The 17,045-nt window shown below is 72.9% G+C and carries 11 protein-coding genes; 2 read left to right on the top strand and 9 right to left on the bottom strand.

Annotated elements, in window-relative coordinates; genetic code table 11:
• Position 1 precedes the first annotated feature (1 nt).
• A complete protein-coding gene (locus tag NYZ95_RS07190) occupies positions 2-2,137 on the bottom strand; it encodes an acyltransferase family protein (protein WP_262850176.1) in 2,136 nt (711 codons plus the stop codon).
• Positions 2,134-5,619, bottom strand: coding sequence for a CDP-glycerol glycerophosphotransferase family protein (locus NYZ95_RS07185; protein ID WP_262850174.1), 3,486 nt, complete (start codon positions 5,617-5,619; stop codon positions 2,134-2,136). The genes NYZ95_RS07190 and NYZ95_RS07185 overlap by 4 nt, the downstream gene beginning before the upstream one ends.
• A gap of 107 nt (positions 5,620-5,726) precedes the next feature.
• Here NYZ95_RS07185 and NYZ95_RS07180 point away from each other — a divergent pair, with 107 nt between their 5' ends.
• Complete coding sequence (locus NYZ95_RS07180) at positions 5,727-6,338, top strand: acyltransferase (RefSeq protein WP_262850172.1); 612 nt, start codon at positions 5,727-5,729, stop codon at positions 6,336-6,338.
• Positions 6,339-6,350: 12 nt separating this feature from the next.
• Here NYZ95_RS07180 and NYZ95_RS07175 read toward each other — a convergent pair whose 3' ends face one another.
• Genes NYZ95_RS07175 through wecB form a run of 7 tightly spaced genes read right to left on the bottom strand, consistent with a single transcriptional unit; the run spans position 6,351 to position 15,926 of the window.
• Complete coding sequence (locus tag NYZ95_RS07175) at positions 6,351-7,634, bottom strand: nucleotide sugar dehydrogenase (RefSeq protein ID WP_262850170.1); 1,284 nt, start codon at positions 7,632-7,634, stop codon at positions 6,351-6,353.
• Positions 7,635-7,647: 13 nt separating this feature from the next.
• Positions 7,648-9,246, bottom strand: a complete 1,599-nt coding sequence (locus NYZ95_RS07170; protein ID WP_262850168.1) for a glycosyltransferase family 2 protein — start codon at positions 9,244-9,246, stop codon at positions 7,648-7,650.
• Positions 9,243-10,250, bottom strand: a complete 1,008-nt coding sequence (locus NYZ95_RS07165) for a Gfo/Idh/MocA family protein (RefSeq protein WP_262850166.1) — start codon at positions 10,248-10,250, stop codon at positions 9,243-9,245. The genes NYZ95_RS07170 and NYZ95_RS07165 overlap by 4 nt, the downstream gene beginning before the upstream one ends.
• Complete coding sequence (locus NYZ95_RS07160; protein ID WP_262850164.1) at positions 10,247-11,353, bottom strand: DegT/DnrJ/EryC1/StrS family aminotransferase; 1,107 nt, start codon at positions 11,351-11,353, stop codon at positions 10,247-10,249. The genes NYZ95_RS07165 and NYZ95_RS07160 overlap by 4 nt, the downstream gene beginning before the upstream one ends.
• A gap of 57 nt (positions 11,354-11,410) precedes the next feature.
• Complete coding sequence (locus tag NYZ95_RS07155) at positions 11,411-13,507, bottom strand: glycosyltransferase family protein (RefSeq protein ID WP_262850162.1); 2,097 nt, start codon at positions 13,505-13,507, stop codon at positions 11,411-11,413.
• Complete coding sequence (locus NYZ95_RS07150) at positions 13,504-14,829, bottom strand: glycosyltransferase family protein (RefSeq protein ID WP_262850160.1); 1,326 nt, start codon at positions 14,827-14,829, stop codon at positions 13,504-13,506. The genes NYZ95_RS07155 and NYZ95_RS07150 overlap by 4 nt, the downstream gene beginning before the upstream one ends.
• On the bottom strand, positions 14,826-15,926 hold the full coding sequence (gene wecB, locus NYZ95_RS07145) for a non-hydrolyzing UDP-N-acetylglucosamine 2-epimerase (protein ID WP_262850159.1): 1,101 nt from the start codon (positions 15,924-15,926) through the stop codon (positions 14,826-14,828). Before wecB ends, NYZ95_RS07150 begins: the two co-directional genes overlap by 4 nt.
• Before the next feature lie 117 nt (positions 15,927-16,043).
• Between wecB and galE the strand changes: the two genes are divergently transcribed.
• Complete coding sequence (galE, locus tag NYZ95_RS07140; RefSeq protein WP_262850158.1) at positions 16,044-17,045, top strand: UDP-glucose 4-epimerase GalE; 1,002 nt, start codon at positions 16,044-16,046, stop codon at positions 17,043-17,045.

The raw sequence follows: 17,045 nt of genomic DNA, 5'->3' as shown, positions 1-17,045 counted from the left end.
GTCAGCGGCCCGCTCGGGCGAGCGCTGTCGCGAGAGCCTGGTCGAGGACCGGCCACAGGGTCTCCACATAGGTCGCGGTGAGGTGGTGGTGGTCGCTGTAGACCGTGACACCTCCGACCGCGGCAGGACAGCGCTTAGGGCGACAGATCCAGTCGTTCATGTCGATGCTCTGCGCACGCCGATCGCTCACCCGCGCCACAGCGGCGACGAACGGGTCATCCGGTTCGACCTTGCTGCGGGCGCGCCCGCACGGCCGGTAGTCGTCAGGGTTCTCCGCAAGACAACGCGGGACGTTGTGGCCCAGACCCGGGTTGTCCGCGATCCCGACCACCTTCGTCCCGCCGTCGACGAGCCGACGGATCACGTCGGCGTACCCACGCTCGTACGCCGGACCGCTGGTGGCCATCGTGCGTCCGCCGGCCGGACCGGAGATGTAGTTGCTGGTGACCACGAGGTCGAAGCCGCCCTCGACGATGCGGTCGACGACCTCGTCGCCCCACGCCTGGCACGCCTTGTTCACCTCGTCGCTCGCCACATCCTGGTACGTCGACGTGGCCGCGCACGTCGAGGCGACGAACGTCGTGATGCTCCAGCGCCTCTTGTCGGCGACCTCCTCCAGCGCCGGCAGCCACTGGGCGGCGTGCGAGTTGCCGAGAAGGGCGACGGAGAACGACGCGTCGTCGACACCGAACCCGCACTCGACGACGACGTACTCCGGCCCCGACGCACGGCAGTCAGGTCTGCCGGACACGACCGTGTAGATCTCCGACACGTCGTGCAGAGCATCCGCCGGTGCCGGGAGGAGCTCATCCGACCGCGTGACGACGTCGCAGGAGTCGTCGGCGAAGGCAGCGGCACCGAAGCAGGGGCGGTCGCCTGCCAGCGCGCTCTCCAGCGCGGCGCGGGACTCCGCACGTCGATCCTCGACCTCGCGCAGCTGGAGCGTCGAGAGGGCGACGACGACCGCCATCGCGACGGCGGCGACGGCGTACACCCGCACGAGGGACGATCCTGCTCCCGGACGGCGGAAGCGGTCCTCGACCCACCGCTTGGTCGCAGCGGCAAGCACGAGCGTGGTCGCGAGGATCGCGAGCTTGTCGGTGGGGCCCAGGCCGCGACCGAGAGCGGCAGGGGCGAGCACGATCAACGGCCAGTGCCAGAGGTAGACCGAGTAGGAGACGTCTCCGAGCCACTGCACGGGGCGGGTCGCGAGCAGGCGCACCGGGGAGCCGCCCGTACGGGGCGCGTCCGCGACGATCACCATCGCCGCTCCCAGCACCGGGAGCGCGGCCTGCCACCCGGGGAAGGGCGTGGCCGCGGAATAGGTGAGGCCGGCCCAGGCGACGGCGGCGAGTCCGCCCCACGCCACGACGGCGCGGACCGGATGAGCAGGGTGCGGCGAGCGCGAAGCCGCGCGCGACGCCACGAGGACCGCCGCGAGGGCGCCGATCCCCAGCTCCCAGACCCTGGTGGTGGTCACGAAGTACGCGCGCGCCGGCTCCTGCGCGGTCGCCACGACCGACCACGTGAACGAGGCGACGACGACCGCCGACAGGCCGATCGCCGCGACCGCGATCATCGACGACCGCCGGCGACGGGCGACCCACGCCAGCGCGAGGAGCAGCACCGGCCAGAACGCGTAGAACTGCTCCTCCACGGAGAGGGACCAGAAGTGCTGGACCGGAGTGGGGTCGGCAGCCGACGCCAGGTAGTCGACGGAGTCCGACGCGAGCACCCAGTTGACGACGTACAGCGCGGAAGCCCGGACCTGACGGGCGGTCGCCTCCCACGCCGTCTCGGGCGCGAGGAGACGCGACGCCACGAGCGTGACCAGGAGGACGAGCAGCGACGCCGGGAGGAGTCGGCGGATCCGCCGGCTCCAGAACGTCGCGAGATCGCGCGCCGAGGAGGGCGGCCGCCGCAGCAGGTGGCTCGTGATCAGGAACCCGGAGATGACGAAGAAGACGTCGACGCCGACGAAACCTCCGCGGACCGTCCCGGGCCACAGGTGATAGACGAGGACCAGGCCCACCGCGATCGCGCGAAGACCCTGGATGTCCAGACGTGGCATCGCCGCAGCACCAGGAGCCTCGCCCTGACGTCGCCGGCCCGGCGCTGTCGCCGCGAACCCGCTCACCGAGCCTCCCCGCCGCCGCTCTGGCCGCTCGCGTCCAGCAACAGGTCGACCAGGCGCTCGGCGGCACGCCCGTCGGCGCGGTCGTTGAACCGACGGTTGAACGCGTCGTACTCCTCGGCGTACGCCTTGCGGACGCCGTCGAGGTCGTGCAGCGCGGCGACGACCTCGTCGGCGGACCCGAGCAGCGGGCCCGGCGCGGACTCCTCGAACGGGAAGAGGAAGCCGCGGCCGCCCGCGGTGTACTCCTCGAGGTCGGGGACCAGGAAGAGCATCGGCCGACCGGTCAGGGCGAAGTCGAAGCGGATCGACGAGTAGTCGAACACCCCCACGTCGGCCGCCAGGATCAGGTCGTTGACCTGCGGGTGGTCGCTGACGTCGATCACCTGGGCACCGGCCGCCCCCGCCACGGGCACGTGGAAGCGGTGGCCGCGCAGGAGCAGCACGAAGTCCTCGCCGAGCTCGCGAGCGGCCGACGCGGGGTCGAGGTGGGTCACCGCCGGCGCGGACTCGTACCCGGTCGCGACGTCGTCACGCCACGTCGGGGCGTAGAGGACCGCGGTCTGGCCGCCCTCGATCCCGAGGGACCGGCGTACCTCCTCTCGCCGGAGGGCGGCAGACGGGCCGACGAGGGCGTCGTCACGTGGCAGGCCCTGGTCGAAGATCGGGCCTTCGTAGCCGTACGACTCGCGGTAGTAGCGGTTCATCTCCGGTGTCGGCGTGAGGATGAGGTCCCAGTCACGCATCGTCCGCGCGAGCTCGGCGGCGACACGACGGGGGGTGTAGTGCTTGGCCCGCCAGAGGCCGAGACCCATCGCCTTCGACGGATAGCCGTGGAAGGTCTGCAGGAAGTGCTGCTCGGGGCGCTTGCGGAACTCGCGGTCGAGGTCGACGTTGAGGACCAGGTGCCCCGCGGTGGCCAGGACCCGGTGCCAGGCCTCGCTGCGGCGGACCAGCGGGACACCCCCCTCCGGCACGCTCGCCGCGAGGTCGGGGACCCCCCAGTAGCGGGCCTGCGGCGCCCCGCGGCGGGTGAGCTCCTCGTGGACGGCCAGCGGCGTGTCGGTCGCGACGGACCCGTCGTACGACTGCAGGTAGAAGACGTCGGGGTCGACCTCCGTCGCCTCGTCCTCGTAGCGTCGCCGCAGGCGCTCCTGACCGTACGGCGAGTCCGTCGCGTCGTCGAGCGGCGGCCCGAGCACCACCGAGGCGGTGCGTGCCGCGCCCTTGCGGAGCTCCACCCGGTGCTGGCTGTCGACCTCGACCCAAGGCGTACGGGCGAGCAGAGCGTCGGACGCCAGCGCGACGGAGGTGGTGCCGCTGGCCCGGACGACGAGGCGGTAGGCCCCCGACGGAACGGCACGTGCCCCGTCCGGCCCACTCGTACGGTCGAACGTGGCGACCACCTCGTCGCCCTCGGCGGCCTGCGTCCGAGGCCGCAGGACCGTCGTGTCCGACTCCAGCGAGAACGCGGCGTCCTCGGGCGCCGTCGCGAGCCAGCGTCCCCGTACGGCGAGCGCGCCCGCGCCCACCTCGACGTCCGTCACGCAGAAGCGGCCGCCCACCTCCTGGAGCCCGAGATTGCCTGCGTCCGTGGAGACCGCGGCGACGTCGGCGCCTTCGGACCAGCCCGTGGGACCCTCCGGCGCGAACGCCAGCGGCACCGAGCGGCCCGAGCGGTCGGCGCCGCGGACGGTCCATGTGAGCGGGGCGACGGCTCCTTCGGGCTGGGGCTGCGGCGGGAGCTCCAGCGTGGCTCGCCCGTCGACCACCGGCGCCGACACCTCGGTCCCGTCCACGCTCGCGAGGAGGCGCTCGAGCGGCCTGCCCGTGACCTCGACGGTGACCGCGCGCCCCACGACCCGGCAGGCGGCGGCCTGCGCGGCAGGACGCCACAGCTCGACCGCCCACGGGCTGCCCGCCGGCGTCCGGGGGACGCGGACCCAGCGCTCGTCGAGGCGCCGCGCGCGGATCCGGGCCGCCGAGCCGGCGGCGTAGGTGTCACGCACGTGGTCCTCGCGGACCACGCCACCGATCTCCATCCGGATGCGCAGCGTGTACCGCCCCTTCGCCTCCCCGAGCGTCGACGGGTCGATCGTGAGCTGGAACGCTCCACGGTCATGGTTCTGGTAGCGCTGGGCGGCGAGGCGGGTGACTCCCGGGTCGTCGTACGGCGTGACCGGGAGCAGGACCGTGTCGCCGTCGGGCGCTTCGAGCCAGGCGTCGAGCCGGGGGACGTCGCGCTCCGTCGCGACGTAGGGGATCCACGCCCAGAGGTGGACCAGCAGCCGGCCGTCCTCGTCCCAGGCGCACCGCCGGACCACGGATCTCAGCACGATCTCCTCCGGGGAGAGGCGGCGGACGTCGTCCGGCAGGTCCTCGGGCAGCTCCAGGATCGCCAGCACCTCACCGTCGACGACGGTGGTCGGGATCTGACCCCGGTCGTACCAGCGGCTCGCGACGAAGGCCTCGAGGTCGCTCCGCCGGTCGTGCGCGACCAGCCACGCCTTCGCGCGGCTCTCCACCGGCAGCGCCGCCCGCTGCGTCTCAGCCAGGGCTTCGGACCAGCGGGCCACGGCCGCCACGAGGGCGTCCCACCCTTCCTCGTCCGCGTTCTCGACGTCCTCGAGGAGCCGGGGCAGACCGACCGCGAGGACCGCGGCGCACAGCTGCGCGCGGAGGGGGGCGGGGGCCGACGCGGCCACCCGGTCGACCGCCGCGCTCCAGCGGGCCGCGTGGCGGGCGTAGCGCGGCTGGGTGCCGATCGGCGCCCCGATCTCGCGTCCGTGGCGCTCGTAGACGACGCGGTCGACGAGGTCGATCGGCGCGTCGCCGCACAGAAGCTCCAGCGCGGCGGTCTGCAGCTCGGGGTCGAGAGCGCCGTCGAGGAACGGGCTGGCGGCACGCCAGGCAGTCGTCCGGACGACCTTGTTCTCGAGCGCGTCGTCGTGGAGGAGCCGCGGAACGTCGGCGACCTGGACCGCCGACCCCTCGCGAGGACCCGTCGTCGCGGGGTAGCGCACGCCACGGCGACCGACGAGACGACCGACCGCGAGCCCCGCACCGGACTTCTCCAGCGACGCGACGAGCGCCGCGTAACCCCCGGCGCGTGGGAGGCCGCCCCCGGCGGTCAGCACGACGTACGGGGTGGAGGTCGCAGCGACGGCGGCCTCCCACGCCTCGGCGGCGCTGGCCTCCCCCGCCACCTGCCGGACGCGGGGATCCTCTGCCGCCGCCCGGGCTGCGACGTCGTGGAGCGTGGACGACGGCCCGTACGGGGCGAGGACCACCTCGACGTCGATCCCCGGCTGGTCGAGGGCACGACCGACCACCTCGGGCAGGAACGCAGCCTGGGTCTCCTTGATGGCGACGACGACCGTGAGGAGGGGACCTCCCGCGCCGTCCGCCTGCGCGTCGTCGGTCGCGGGACTGCGCAGCCGGTCTCTGACACGCTGCAGGCGCGAGCGGAACCGTCCACCCGTCATCACGGCATCTTCTCCATCTCGCCGGAGACTATCTCAGCCGCCTGACGCCGTGGGACGAGCGGTTAGGATGCGCAGGCACCCCCACCGGTCTGCCGAGGAGGCACACGTTGTCCGCTACCGTCAAGGCGACCGCCCAGGTCGCCGACTCCGCCAGGCTCGGCGACGGCACGACGGTCTGGGAGCTCGCGCAGATCCGGGAGGACGCGGTCCTCGGCGAGCAGTGCATCGTCGGCCGCGGCGCGTACGTCGGCAGCGGTGTCCGGATCGGCGACCGGTGCAAGCTCCAGAACCATGCGCTCGTGTACGAGCCGGCGCAGCTCGGTGACGGTGTCTTCGTCGGACCCGCGGCGGTCTTCACCAACGACCACCTGCCCCGCGCCGTCGACCCCGACGGGGCGCTGAAGCGTGCGAGCGACTGGGAGCCGGTCGGCGTGACGGTCGAGACAGGCGCCTCGATCGGGGCTCGCGCGGTCTGCGTCGCTCCCGTCCGGATCGGCCGGTGGGCGATGGTCGCCGCAGGCGCGGTCGTCACGACCGACGTCCCCGACCACGCGCTCGTCGTCGGCGTCCCCGCCCGCCGGATCGGCTGGGTCGACCGGACGGGCCGACGCCTCGAGCCCGACGCCGACGGCGTGCTCCGCTCCGCGCACGACCATCGGACGTACGTGGAGGTCACCTTGCCGGACGGCACACAGGTGCTCGAGGAGCAGGACGCCTGAGCCTGGCGCGGCTCAGCCGCCGATGACGACCCGGCGTACGCCCTGCCAGAGGTCGGGATCGGTGACCCGGCGTCCGTCGACGAGGACGGTCACGCCCGGCAGGTCCGCAGGGGCGAGACGTCGGTACTCGTCGTGGTCGGCCTGGACGACCGCCGCGCCCACGGCCTCGCCGCGGTGCGGCGGAAGGCCGAGCGCCGCCAGCTCGTCGGCGATGTAGAGCGGGTCGGAGACGTACGGCACCGCGCCGCGCGCACGCAGCTCCTCGACCGTGCCGAACACCCCCGAGAACGCGGTCTCCTTCACCCCGCCGCGGTACGCCGCCCCGAGCACGAGGACGGCCAGGCCGTCGAGGTCGCCGTACGCCGCCGCGAGGAGGTCGACGGCGTACGCCGGCATCGCCGCGTTCGCCTCACGGGCCGACCGCACGACCGTCGCGGACGGGTCGTTCCACAGGTAGAGCCGGGGGTAGACCGGGATGCAGTGGCCGCCGACGGCGATCCCCGGCCGGTGGATGTGGCTGTAGGGCTGCGTGTTGCAGGCCTCGATGACGGCCTCCACGTCCACGCCGATCGTGTCGGCGTAGCGCGCGAACTGGTTGGCGAGCCCGATGTTGACGTCGCGGTAGGTCGTCTCGGCGAGCTTCGCCAGCTCGGCCGCCTCGGCAGAGCCGAGGTCCCACACGCCGTTCGGGCGGTCGAGGTCCGGGCGCTCGTCGAAGTCGAGGACCTCGCCGTAGAAGGTGACCCCCGCGCGCGCCGACGCCTCGTCGATGCCGCCGACCAGCTTGGGGTAGCGGCGCAGGTCGGCGAACACCCGACCGGTGAGCACGCGCTCCGGGCTGAAGACGAGCGAGAAGTCCTCGCCCGCACGCAGCCCCGAGACCTCCTCGAGCATCGGCGCCCAACGGTTGCGCGTCGTGCCGACGGGGAGCGTGGTCTCGTAGCTCACGAGCGTGCCGGGGCGCAGACCCTCGGCGACCGACCTGGTGGCGGCGTCCATCCACGCGAAGTCGGGGACGCCGTCGCCGTCGACGAACAGAGGCACGACCAGCACCACCGCGTCCGACTCGGCGACGGCCGACGGCGTGTCGGTGGTCGCCGTGAGGAGGCCGTCGGCGACGACCTTCTGCAGCAGGACGTCGAGGTTGGCCTCACCCGGGAACGGCACGACACCGCGGTTCACCAGGTCGACGACGCGCTCGTCGACGTCGGCTCCGACGACACGGTGGCCCTTCGAGGCGAACTGCACCGCGAGCGGCAGGCCGATCTTGCCCAGCGCGACGACACAGATCTGCATCGCTTGCTCCTTCTTACTTCTCGTTGGGGAGGACGGTCGAGCGCTTGCGCGCAGCCGCCTTCCCGGAGGGGGGACGTCGAACCACGAGGACGAGGGCGCCACCCTGTCGCTTCGCGACGTAACGGAGCCGACGCAGGCGTCGTCGGACGTCGGCGACCTGCCGCGGCTCCGGCGGGTAGACGGGCCGGTCGTAGACGAAGGACCCGACCCGCAGGCGGAGGAAGACCTCGGCGCGGTACGGGAGGGCACGCGACGCGAACCTCGACGGGTCCACGACCGCCTCGAAGCGGGCCCCGCCGTCGCTCGCGCTCAGCGACACCTGGGCCTCCTCGCCGTCGAGCGGCGTCGAGGCGTCGACGCGGCGGGAAGCCCTCGGAGAGCCGTCCGCGCCGAGGTCGGCGACGACGACGCTGACCTGGGGGGCGCTGCCCGGAGTGACCTTGAGGGTGCCGCGGATCTGGAGCCGCCCCTCCTTCCACGCGACAGCTTCGACCGAGGTGCCGCGGACGATGCGGTCCCAGGTGGACTCGCGCGTCACCTCGTACCAGGAGTCGGGGTAGGAGACCTCGCTGTCACGGAAGCCCGGCCACGCGGAGTAGGCGACCTCGGGCTCGAGGTGGAGCGGCACGACGGCCTCGTCGCGCTGCAGCGCGATCACCTGGCGGAGCCGCGCCACGTCCCCGGCCTGCGCGAGCCGCATCCGGCTGCGCGCGCTCGCCCAGAGCGACCGCGCGATGCCCTCGGTCAGGTAGCGGTCGCACAGCTCGCCGACGCCGGCGGCCAGGCTCACCTGGTCCTCCTCGGACAGGGCGAGGAAGTCGGCGCGCAGGAGCTTATTGAGCTCCCAGACGAAGTGGCGGCGGAGGACGGCGTCGCGACGCTCGCCCGCCGGGAGGATGTCGGCGATGCGGTCCATCAGGGCGCCCGTGCCACTCAGCCGCTCCTGCCACGGCGTCGCGTACGAGATGTTGCTCGCGGTCTCACGCTTGACGGCGAAGTAGTAGTCGTAGTCGGCGAGGACCGAGATCCTGCGCGCGCGGGCCATCGCGGCGACGGTGAACGGCTGGTCGCTCCCGATCCGCAGACCGAGCGGGTACCGGATCCCGTGCTCCTCGAGGAGGCTGCGGCGGAAGAGCTTCGTGTTCGAGAGAGCGAACGGGAGCTCCTCGCCGTACAGGTCGAGGTCCTTGCGGGTCTCGGCGAAGACGTCCTGGTGGACGTAGCGGCCGCCGACCCCGACCATGCGACCGAAGACGACGTCGGCGTCCCAGGCGTCTGCCGCCTCGACGAGACGCTCGAGCGCCTCCTCCCCCAGGTAGTCGTCGGCGCCGATGAAGTAGACGTAGCGACCGGTCGCGAGGTCGAGCCCGGCGTTGCAGGGCGCAGCCGGCCCGCCGGAGTTCTCCTGGTGCACGACGACGACGGTGCCGGGGTGCGCGGCCGCGCACCGGTCGAGCAGCTCCCCCGACCCGTCGGTCGACCCGTCGTCGACGGCGACGATCTGGAGGCGGTCCGTGCCGAGGGTCTGCCCCAGGAGCGAGTCCATGCAGCGCTCGAGGTACGGCATGGTGTTGAAGACCGGTACGACGACCGTCACGTCGGGGGTGCTCATGGTCGTCTCGCGCCGTCGACCTTCGTCGTGGACCCGGTCTCGGCCGAGCGCAGCACCGCCTCGGAGATCTCCACGGTGCGCAGCCCTTCGCGGAGCGTGACGATGTCTGCCGAGCGACCGAGGACCGCGTCGCGGAACGCCTCGTGCTCGACGAGGAGAGGCTCGCGGCGCGGGATCGCGTACCGGGTCATGTCCCCCTCGGACACACCCCTGAAGTTGCGCGAGATCTCCCACTCCGACGCGACGGCACCGTTCGCGTAGAACGTCAGGTCGGCGGTGAGCGTGTCGGCGACGAAGCACCCGAGGTCACCGGTCACGATGGTGCAGCGTTCCTTGAGCGGGCTGAGCCAATTGACGATGTGGTTCGCCATCGTCTGGCCCTCCAGCTCGGCGACCACGACCACCATGTCCTCGTGCTCGCGCCCGCTGCGCCGCGACGTGTGCGCGGCGACGGACCGGTAGTCCTGCTGAGTGACCCAACCGGTGAGGTCGATGTCGTGGGTCGCGAGGTCCTTCACGACGCCTACGTCGGCGATACGGGCGGGGAACGGCCCCTGCCGCCGGGTCACGACCTGGTAGATCTCGCCGAGCTCGCCGGCCTCCAGCCTGGCCCGCAGACTCTGCAGGGCGGGGTTGTAGCGCTCGATGTGACCGACGCCGGCCACGAGGCCCTTCGCCTCGAACGCCTCGACGAGGCGCGCCGCAGCGTCGGCCGAGTGCGCGAGCGGCTTCTCGATCAGCGCGGCCACCCCGGCGCCGGCGAGGGCGAGGCCCACCGTCTCGTGCTCGGCCGTCGGGCACGCCACGACGACGTAGTCGACCCCGAGCTCCAGCAGCGCGTCGAGAGAAGGCACTACCGGCACGCCGCTCGGGCCGCGTGCGCCCGGCACCGGGTCGACGATGCCGACCAGCTCGACCTCGGCGAGACCGGACAGGACTCGGGCGTGGTTGCGCCCCATCGCCCCGAGCCCGACGAGACCGGCGCGGAGCAGGGCGGCACTCATCGCGCCGCCTCGTTCACGGCGGCGACGATGCGACCGAGGTCGTCGTCGGTCAGGCTCGGGAAGACCGGGAGCGAGACGACCTCACGGGCGGCGCGCTCGGTCTCGGGCAGCTCCCAGCGGCTGTCCGGGCGTCCGTCGGCGTCGAGGAAAGGCCGCAGCCGGTGGATCGGCGTCGGGTAGTACACCGCGCTGCCGACGCCGTGGCTGCGCAGCGCTTCCTGGAAGGCGTCGCGGTCGCCGTCCACCCGCACCGTGTACTGGTGGTAGACGTGCCGGTAGCCGGACGGCTCGGTCGGGACGACGACGCCCTCGAGCTCAGCGGACAGGCGCGCCGCGTTCGAGCGACGCCGCTCGGTCCACTCCGCGAGCCGGGTCAGCTGCGACCGGCCCACCGCTGCGGCGACGTCGGTGAGGCGGACGTTCGCGCCGACGATCTCGTTGGCATAGCGCTGCTCCATGCCCTGGTTGCGCAGGAGCCGGAGCGTGCGCGCGATCTCGGCGTCGCCCGTCGTGACCATCCCGCCCTCGAGGGAGTGCATGTTCTTGGTCGGGTAGAAGCTGAAGCAGCCGGTCGCACCGAAGGAGCCGACGGCTTGGCCGTCGACCTGCGCGCCGTGGGCCTGTGCCGCGTCCTCGATGATCGCGAGGCCGTGCCGGTCGGCCAGCGCGCCGAGGCCGGCCATGTCGGCGGGAAGCCCGTAGAGGTGCACGGGCATGATCGCCGCCGTCCTCGGACCGAGCGCTGCGGCGACCGCGTCGGGATCGAGCGTGAAGGTGACGGGGTCGATGTCGGCGAAGACCGGCTCGGCACCGACCAGGCGTACGGCGTTGGCGCTCGCGGCGAACGAGAAGGACGGGACGACGACCTCGTCTCCCGGGCCGACGCCCATCGCCATCAGCGCGACCTGCAGAGCCGAGGTCCCCGAGTTCACCGCGACGCAGTGCCGACCGTCGACGACCTTGGAGAACTCGTCCTCGAAGGCGGCGACCTCCGGACCCTGGACGACCATCCCCGATCGGAGGACCCGGACCGCGGCCTCGATGTCCTCCTCAGAGATCTCGGGCCTGGCCGGCGGGATCACCGCAGAAGCCGGATCCACCATGGGTTGAGCCTCCTTGCTCATCGGGCTGCCCGCAGCGACGCGAGCGGGTTGATGCTATCAACCGAGCAGAAGGGCCTCGTACGCATCACCGGTGGCGGCGATGTCCCACCGCGCGACGACCTCGGCGGAGACTGCCGCCGACGTCGCACGCCACGAGGGCAGGTCCTTCGTGGCGGCGAGGATGCGTGCTGCCGCCTCGGCCGGGGTCTCGACGACCCACTCGGACGGGTAGAGCGTGCGGGGGCCGTGCTCGGTCGCGGCGAAGAACGGCCAGTCGCGGACGACCGGGACCGCGCCGCTCGCAGCCGCCTCGATCAGCGCCACCGGGGAGCCCTCCCGCACCGACGAGCAGAGGATCGAGCCGATCCCGACCGCCGCCTCCGGCAGGTCGGTGGTGAAGCCGTAGTCCTCGATGGCGCCCTCGGCGCGCAGGGCCTCGAGCTCGCGCTCGAACGCCTCGCCGTACGCGTCCGCCGCCGCGCTCAGGCGACGGTCGAAGGGGTGACCCACCAGCCGCAGGCGGTAGCGCGGGTCGTGAGCGCGCAGCTCGCGCAGCACCGCGAGGGCCCAGCGGGGGTCCTTCGCCACCACCTGGTAGCCGATCAACCCGACGGTGAACCGCGCGTCGTCGGCCTTCGGGCGTACGAAGCGCTTGAGGTCCATGGCGTTGGGGACGACGTGCACGCGCGGACCGCCGGGTGCCTCGAGAGCGGGCACCTGGGCGATCGTCAGGTCCTTGAGGTGGTCGCTCACGAAGATGAAGTCGTCGATCCTTGACAGGTCGAGCAGGTGCGGCCAGGGGGTGAACGCCTCGTAGCTGTGGAGGCGGACGACGATCCGCGTCGTCCCCGGGTCCACCATCGTCAGGAGCCGGACCAACGGCGTGACCCAGTCGATGAAGACCACGTCCGCCCAGTCGAGGTGCTCCCTCAGCGACTTCTCGGCGAGCGCGAACGCCGGCCCCTCGTCCGCGAGCAGGGCGGCGAGCATGCGGCGAGGGTCGCGAGGCAGGGTGGCGGCCTTGCCGACGGTGGCGAGGTCCAGCTCGCGGATCTCAGCGTCCGGGTGCTCGACGAGGTGGTCGCTCAGCTGCCCGACGAAGTTGGTGTTGCCGTGCGTCGCCACGATGATGCGCGCAGGACGTCCGGCGGGCGGCGGAGCAGCCGGCAGCTGCCGGCCACGACGTCGGGACACGGCGGCGACCGCCGCGCTCGACCGGAGCGGAGCGGTGAACTCGCGCGGGTTCTCGGCGAGAGGCGACGTCGTGGTGTCGAGGTGCACGGCACGGTGGAAGCCCAGACGCACGGCTTGCAGCACCGAGGCGGCCGCGCCCTCGGCGTCCCCGGCGCGGTGGAGCTTGTCTGCGTAGTCGAGCTCGGTGGCGACCGCGTCGCGAAGCATCGGCGGCGTGATCCCGCGGTCGATGAGCCGCTCGGCCACCGTGCCGAGCAGGTTCGCGCGGTGACGGACCGGGAGCGTCGCGAGGACGGCGTCGGCGAGCGCACGCGCCTGCTCGGTCTCCCCAGAGGCGTACAGCGAGGTCACCGCCGGAGCAGCGAGCGCCGCGCGGCGCCCCGGCGACAGGCGCCGCGAGGCGACGAACCGGGTCCATACCGGGCGTACGGGTCGGCTCAGGACGGCCGACGACGCGGCGGTGGCGCGCGCACGCCGGGCGACGGCAGCGCGGGCTCGCGCCCGACCGGGCCGGCCCGTGTCGTCACGTCCCTGTCGTCCGGCGTCCGGCGCGGCCTTCCGGGCGAGGAGGGCCTCGTAGCCGGGCATCGCCCCGTGGCGTACGTCGGCGCTCGGATTGAGGCGGGAGATCCGCCACGCGGAGTAGACCGCGGCGGTGTCCAGGGCGACCACGACGTCGGCCTCGCGGCACCGCGCGATCAGCTCGTCGTCGCGCTCGACGTGCATCCAGGTCTCGACAGGAGCCGAGACCGTACGACAGGTGCGGAAGAACTCGGGGTCGGACTCGACGTGCCGCCGGAGGGACCGGACGCTGTCCGCACCCAGGTCGGCGTGGGTGGCCTCGACGTCTGTCATTCCGGCGAGCACCACCTGCGCGCCCTCGGCCTGGAGCTTGGCGATGACGCGGCCCAGGGACTCCCGGCCGGGCGTGTAGCCGGCGAGGAGGACGACCGTGCTCATGCGGTGGCCTCCTCGCGCTGCACGAGGGCGGCCAGCGCCCTCACCGCAGGCTCCATCTGGTGAGGCCGCTCGAACGGCGCGGCGTGCGCCCGGGCCTGCGCGCGGAGGCTCTCGGAGGCACCGACGGCGAGTCGTGCGGCCTGACGGAAGCTCTCGGCGAGCTCCTCGACGTCCAGCGACGGCGTCCCTGCGAGGAGCGGGTAGCCGCGCAGGACGTGCGCCGCGTCGTGGTCGCGGTCGTGGGCGGGGACGATCGGGAGACCGGTCGCGGCGTACTCGTAGACCTTGCCGGAGGTCACGTAGCCGCCGCCGATCAGGATCAGGGTGAGCGCGTCCCAGCGCTCGTACGTGGACGCGACGTCGCCCTTGGCGACGGGACCCCCGAAGACGACGCCGTCCTCGGCGGACTCCGAGAGCACCTGGGCCACGGCGTTGGTCTCGCGCCGCGCCCCCGAGGAGACGTGGCCGCGGACCTCGAAAGTCGCGCCGCTCAGCAGCGGCTCGGACGCACGCGCCTCACGCCACGCGTCGAGGACGGTCTTCAGCATCGCGGCGCCGAAGTTGAGGGTGCCGAGGTAGCCGAAGGTGAGGGGGACCGTCGAGGCCTCTGTCGACGGCACCGGGCGGCTCTGCGCGTCGAACCCGTTGCGAACGACGTGGATCCTGTCGGCGAGCGCGGGGTAGCGCGTGCGGTAGTGGCCGGCGATCGGCTCGTTGACGACCCAGACGGACAGCGCGTCCCCGAGCGTCTCCCGCTCGATGCGCCCGCGACGCGAGTCCTCGTCGAACGCCACCTCGCCCTCGACGACGTCGATGGACCACCCGTCGCGGAAGTCGATCGCGTACGGCACGCCGTGCGTCTCGTACAGGTGCCGTGCGGCCGAGAGCAGGACGTACGGGGCACAGCTGGCGAGCACCAGGTCGACGGGGTCCTCGGCATGGATCTCGTCCGCCGCGGCGGCCAAAGCCTTCTTCCAGCGCCCGTAGATCGGCTCGGGGAAGGGCTTCATGGACCGCTTCCGGTAGGCGTTGAGCCACTTCGCGGGGTCGAGCGCCCGCTCCTCGGAGAAGCTCCGCACGTCGGTCTCGAGGTCCGGGCGCCGCAGCGGCAGCTCGACACGACGGACCCCCGGGTGGAGGCCCTCGAGCAACGAGGGGTCGACTCCGAAGTCCTGCCGCCACATCGCCTCGTCGGCGTTCACCACGGTCACCCGCCACCCGAGCGCGGCGAACTGGTTCGCCGTCTCACGGAGCCGGTAGGTCGAGCTCTTGGCGGCCGGCGGGAAGCCGATCGCGAAGAAGAGCAGGTGAGGCGCCGTCATGCGGTCGTGTCCGAGGCCGTCGACGCCAGGACGTCGACGACGCGTCGAGCGGCCCGACCGTCGCCGTACGGCATCGAGGTCGGCGCAGCGCCCGGCTCACGCAGGACCAGGTCCGCCCACTCCTTGCGGTCGAGGAGGTGCGGGTCGGGGACCAGGGCGTTCCACCCGTCGTCGAGCGTCTCCACCCACTCCGTCTCCGTCCGGACCGTCGTGCACGGGGTGCCGAGGAGGAAGGCCTCCTTCTGGAGACCGCCCGAGTCGGTCACGACGGCACGCGACCCGAGGACCGCCTGCACGAGCGCGGCGTACGCCAGCGGCTCACCGACGCTCACCGAGCCGCGGGCGAGGGCGAGGCCGTGGCGCTGCGCGGCGGCGACGAGCCGCGGGTGGGCGAGCAGGGCGACGGGGACGGGGAGAGCGGCGAGGGCGTCCAGGATCTGGTCGAGCCGCGCCGGGTCGTCGGTGTTGGCCGGCCGGTGGAGCGTCGCGACGACGTACGGCTGGTCGCGGTCGAGGCCCGCGACGTCGGTGAGCGTGGGGATGCGCCCGGCGAGCACGTCGTCGCGGATGCCGAGGCAGACGTCGACCATCACGTCACCGACGAGCACCGAGCGCTCGGCCAGCCCTTCGCCTGCCAGGTGCTTCATGGCGAGCTCGGTGGGCGCGAGCAGGAGGTCGGCCGCGTGATCGGTGAGGACGCGGTTGTGCTCCTCGGGCATCGCACGGTTGAAGGAGCGCAGGCCCGCCTCGAGGTGGGCGAGGGGCAGCTGGAGCTTCACGGCCGCGAGGGCCGCCGCCAGGGTGGAGTTGGTGTCGCCGTACACGAGCACCCAGTCGGGGCGCGTCTCCTGCAGGAAGGCCTCGAGACCGGTGAGCGCCGCGGCAGTCTGCTCGGCGTGCGAGCCGGAGCCGACGCCCAGATGACGGTCCGGCGCGGGGATGCCGAGCTCCTGGAAGAAGACGTCCGACAGGTTGGGGTCGTAGTGCTGACCCGTGTGGACGACGAGGTGCTCGTGGTCGGACGCGGCGAACGCCTTCGCCACGGGTGCCAGCTTGACGAGCTGTGGACGTGCGCCCACGACGCTGACGACTCTCAATCTCTTCCCCACCTCGGTGTCGAACGACTCGGCGAGGGTACCAACCGGAGCCCGTCTCCCCCTGCGGCGACCTCGCCCGCCCCCGCCCGCAGGCCCGGCGAGTAGCCTGGCGCCACCATGAAGGTCCTCATCACCGGTGGCGCCGGCTACATCGGCTCGACGATCGCGACAGCGCTGATCGAGGCCGGCCACGCCCCCGTGCTGCTCGACAGCCTCGTACGCGGCCGCCGCGAGTTCGCGTCGGGTCTCCCGCTGTACGTGGGCGACGTGGGCGATCCGCAGACCGTCCGCCGCGTCTTCTCCGAGCACCCCGACATCGCGTGCACGGTGCACTGCGCGGCCCTCGCCGTGGTGGGCGAGAGCGTCAGCGACCCGATCTCCTACTACGAGAGCAACGTCACGGCGTCGCTGCGGTTCTTCGAGACGCTCCTCGAGGTCGGCCGGCCCTCGGTGATCTTCTCCTCCTCTGCCTCGGTCTACGCGCCGAACGAGACGTTCGAGGTCACGGAGGAGTCGCCGCTGGCTCCGGCCTCGCCGTACGCGTGGACCAAGCGGATGACCGAGCAGATGCTCACCGACGTGGCCGCGGCGACCGCTCTCCGGGCGATCTCGCTGCGGTACTTCAACCCCGTCGGCGCCGACCCCACCGGCCGGACCGGACCGTACGACCCGCGTCCGACCCACGTCCTGGGCCGGATGCTCGCGGTGGCGCAGGGCGACCTGCCCGAGTTCGTGATCACCGGGACGGACCTTCCGACCCCCGACGGCACCGGCATCCGCGACTACCTGCACGTCTGGGACCTGGCCCGCGCCCACGTCGCCGCCGTCGAGCGCTTCGACGCGGTGCTCGAGGCCGAGGGCGCCCCCTCCGCGGTCCTCAACCTCGGCACGGGCTCGGGAGTCTCGGTGCGCGAGCTCGTGGACACCTTCGAGCGGGTGAGCGGACGCCCCCTGCCCGTCCGGGAGGGTGCACCGCGTCCCGGTGACGCCGTCGGCGCCTACGCCAACGTCGACAAGGCCCAGAAGCTCCTCGGATGGCGGGCCACCTCCTCCCTCGACGACGCGCTGCGCAGCGCGATCGAGTGGGCCGGTCGCTGGCGGGCCGCCACCTCGGCCTGA

It is taken from the genome of Mumia quercus (assembly GCF_025506335.1).
Classification (GTDB): domain Bacteria; phylum Actinomycetota; class Actinomycetes; order Propionibacteriales; family Nocardioidaceae; genus Mumia; species Mumia quercus.
This window is presented reverse-complemented; position numbering and strand designations above follow the sequence as displayed.

Coding starts and splice junctions, on each gene's coding strand:
- galE (WP_262850158.1), top strand. CDS start 16,044: ATGAAGGTCCTCATCACCGGTGGCGCCGGCTACATCGGCTCGACGATC.
- NYZ95_RS07160 (WP_262850164.1), bottom strand. CDS start 11,353: ATGGTGGATCCGGCTTCTGCGGTGATCCCGCCGGCCAGGCCCGAGATC.
- NYZ95_RS07150 (WP_262850160.1), bottom strand. CDS start 14,829: ATGACGGCGCCTCACCTGCTCTTCTTCGCGATCGGCTTCCCGCCGGCC.
- NYZ95_RS07170 (WP_262850168.1), bottom strand. CDS start 9,246: ATGAGCACCCCCGACGTGACGGTCGTCGTACCGGTCTTCAACACCATG.
- NYZ95_RS07155 (WP_262850162.1), bottom strand. CDS start 13,507: ATGAGCACGGTCGTCCTCCTCGCCGGCTACACGCCCGGCCGGGAGTCC.
- NYZ95_RS07165 (WP_262850166.1), bottom strand. CDS start 10,250: ATGAGTGCCGCCCTGCTCCGCGCCGGTCTCGTCGGGCTCGGGGCGATG.
- NYZ95_RS07175 (WP_262850170.1), bottom strand. CDS start 7,634: ATGCAGATCTGTGTCGTCGCGCTGGGCAAGATCGGCCTGCCGCTCGCG.
- NYZ95_RS07185 (WP_262850174.1), bottom strand. CDS start 5,619: ATGACGGGTGGACGGTTCCGCTCGCGCCTGCAGCGTGTCAGAGACCGG.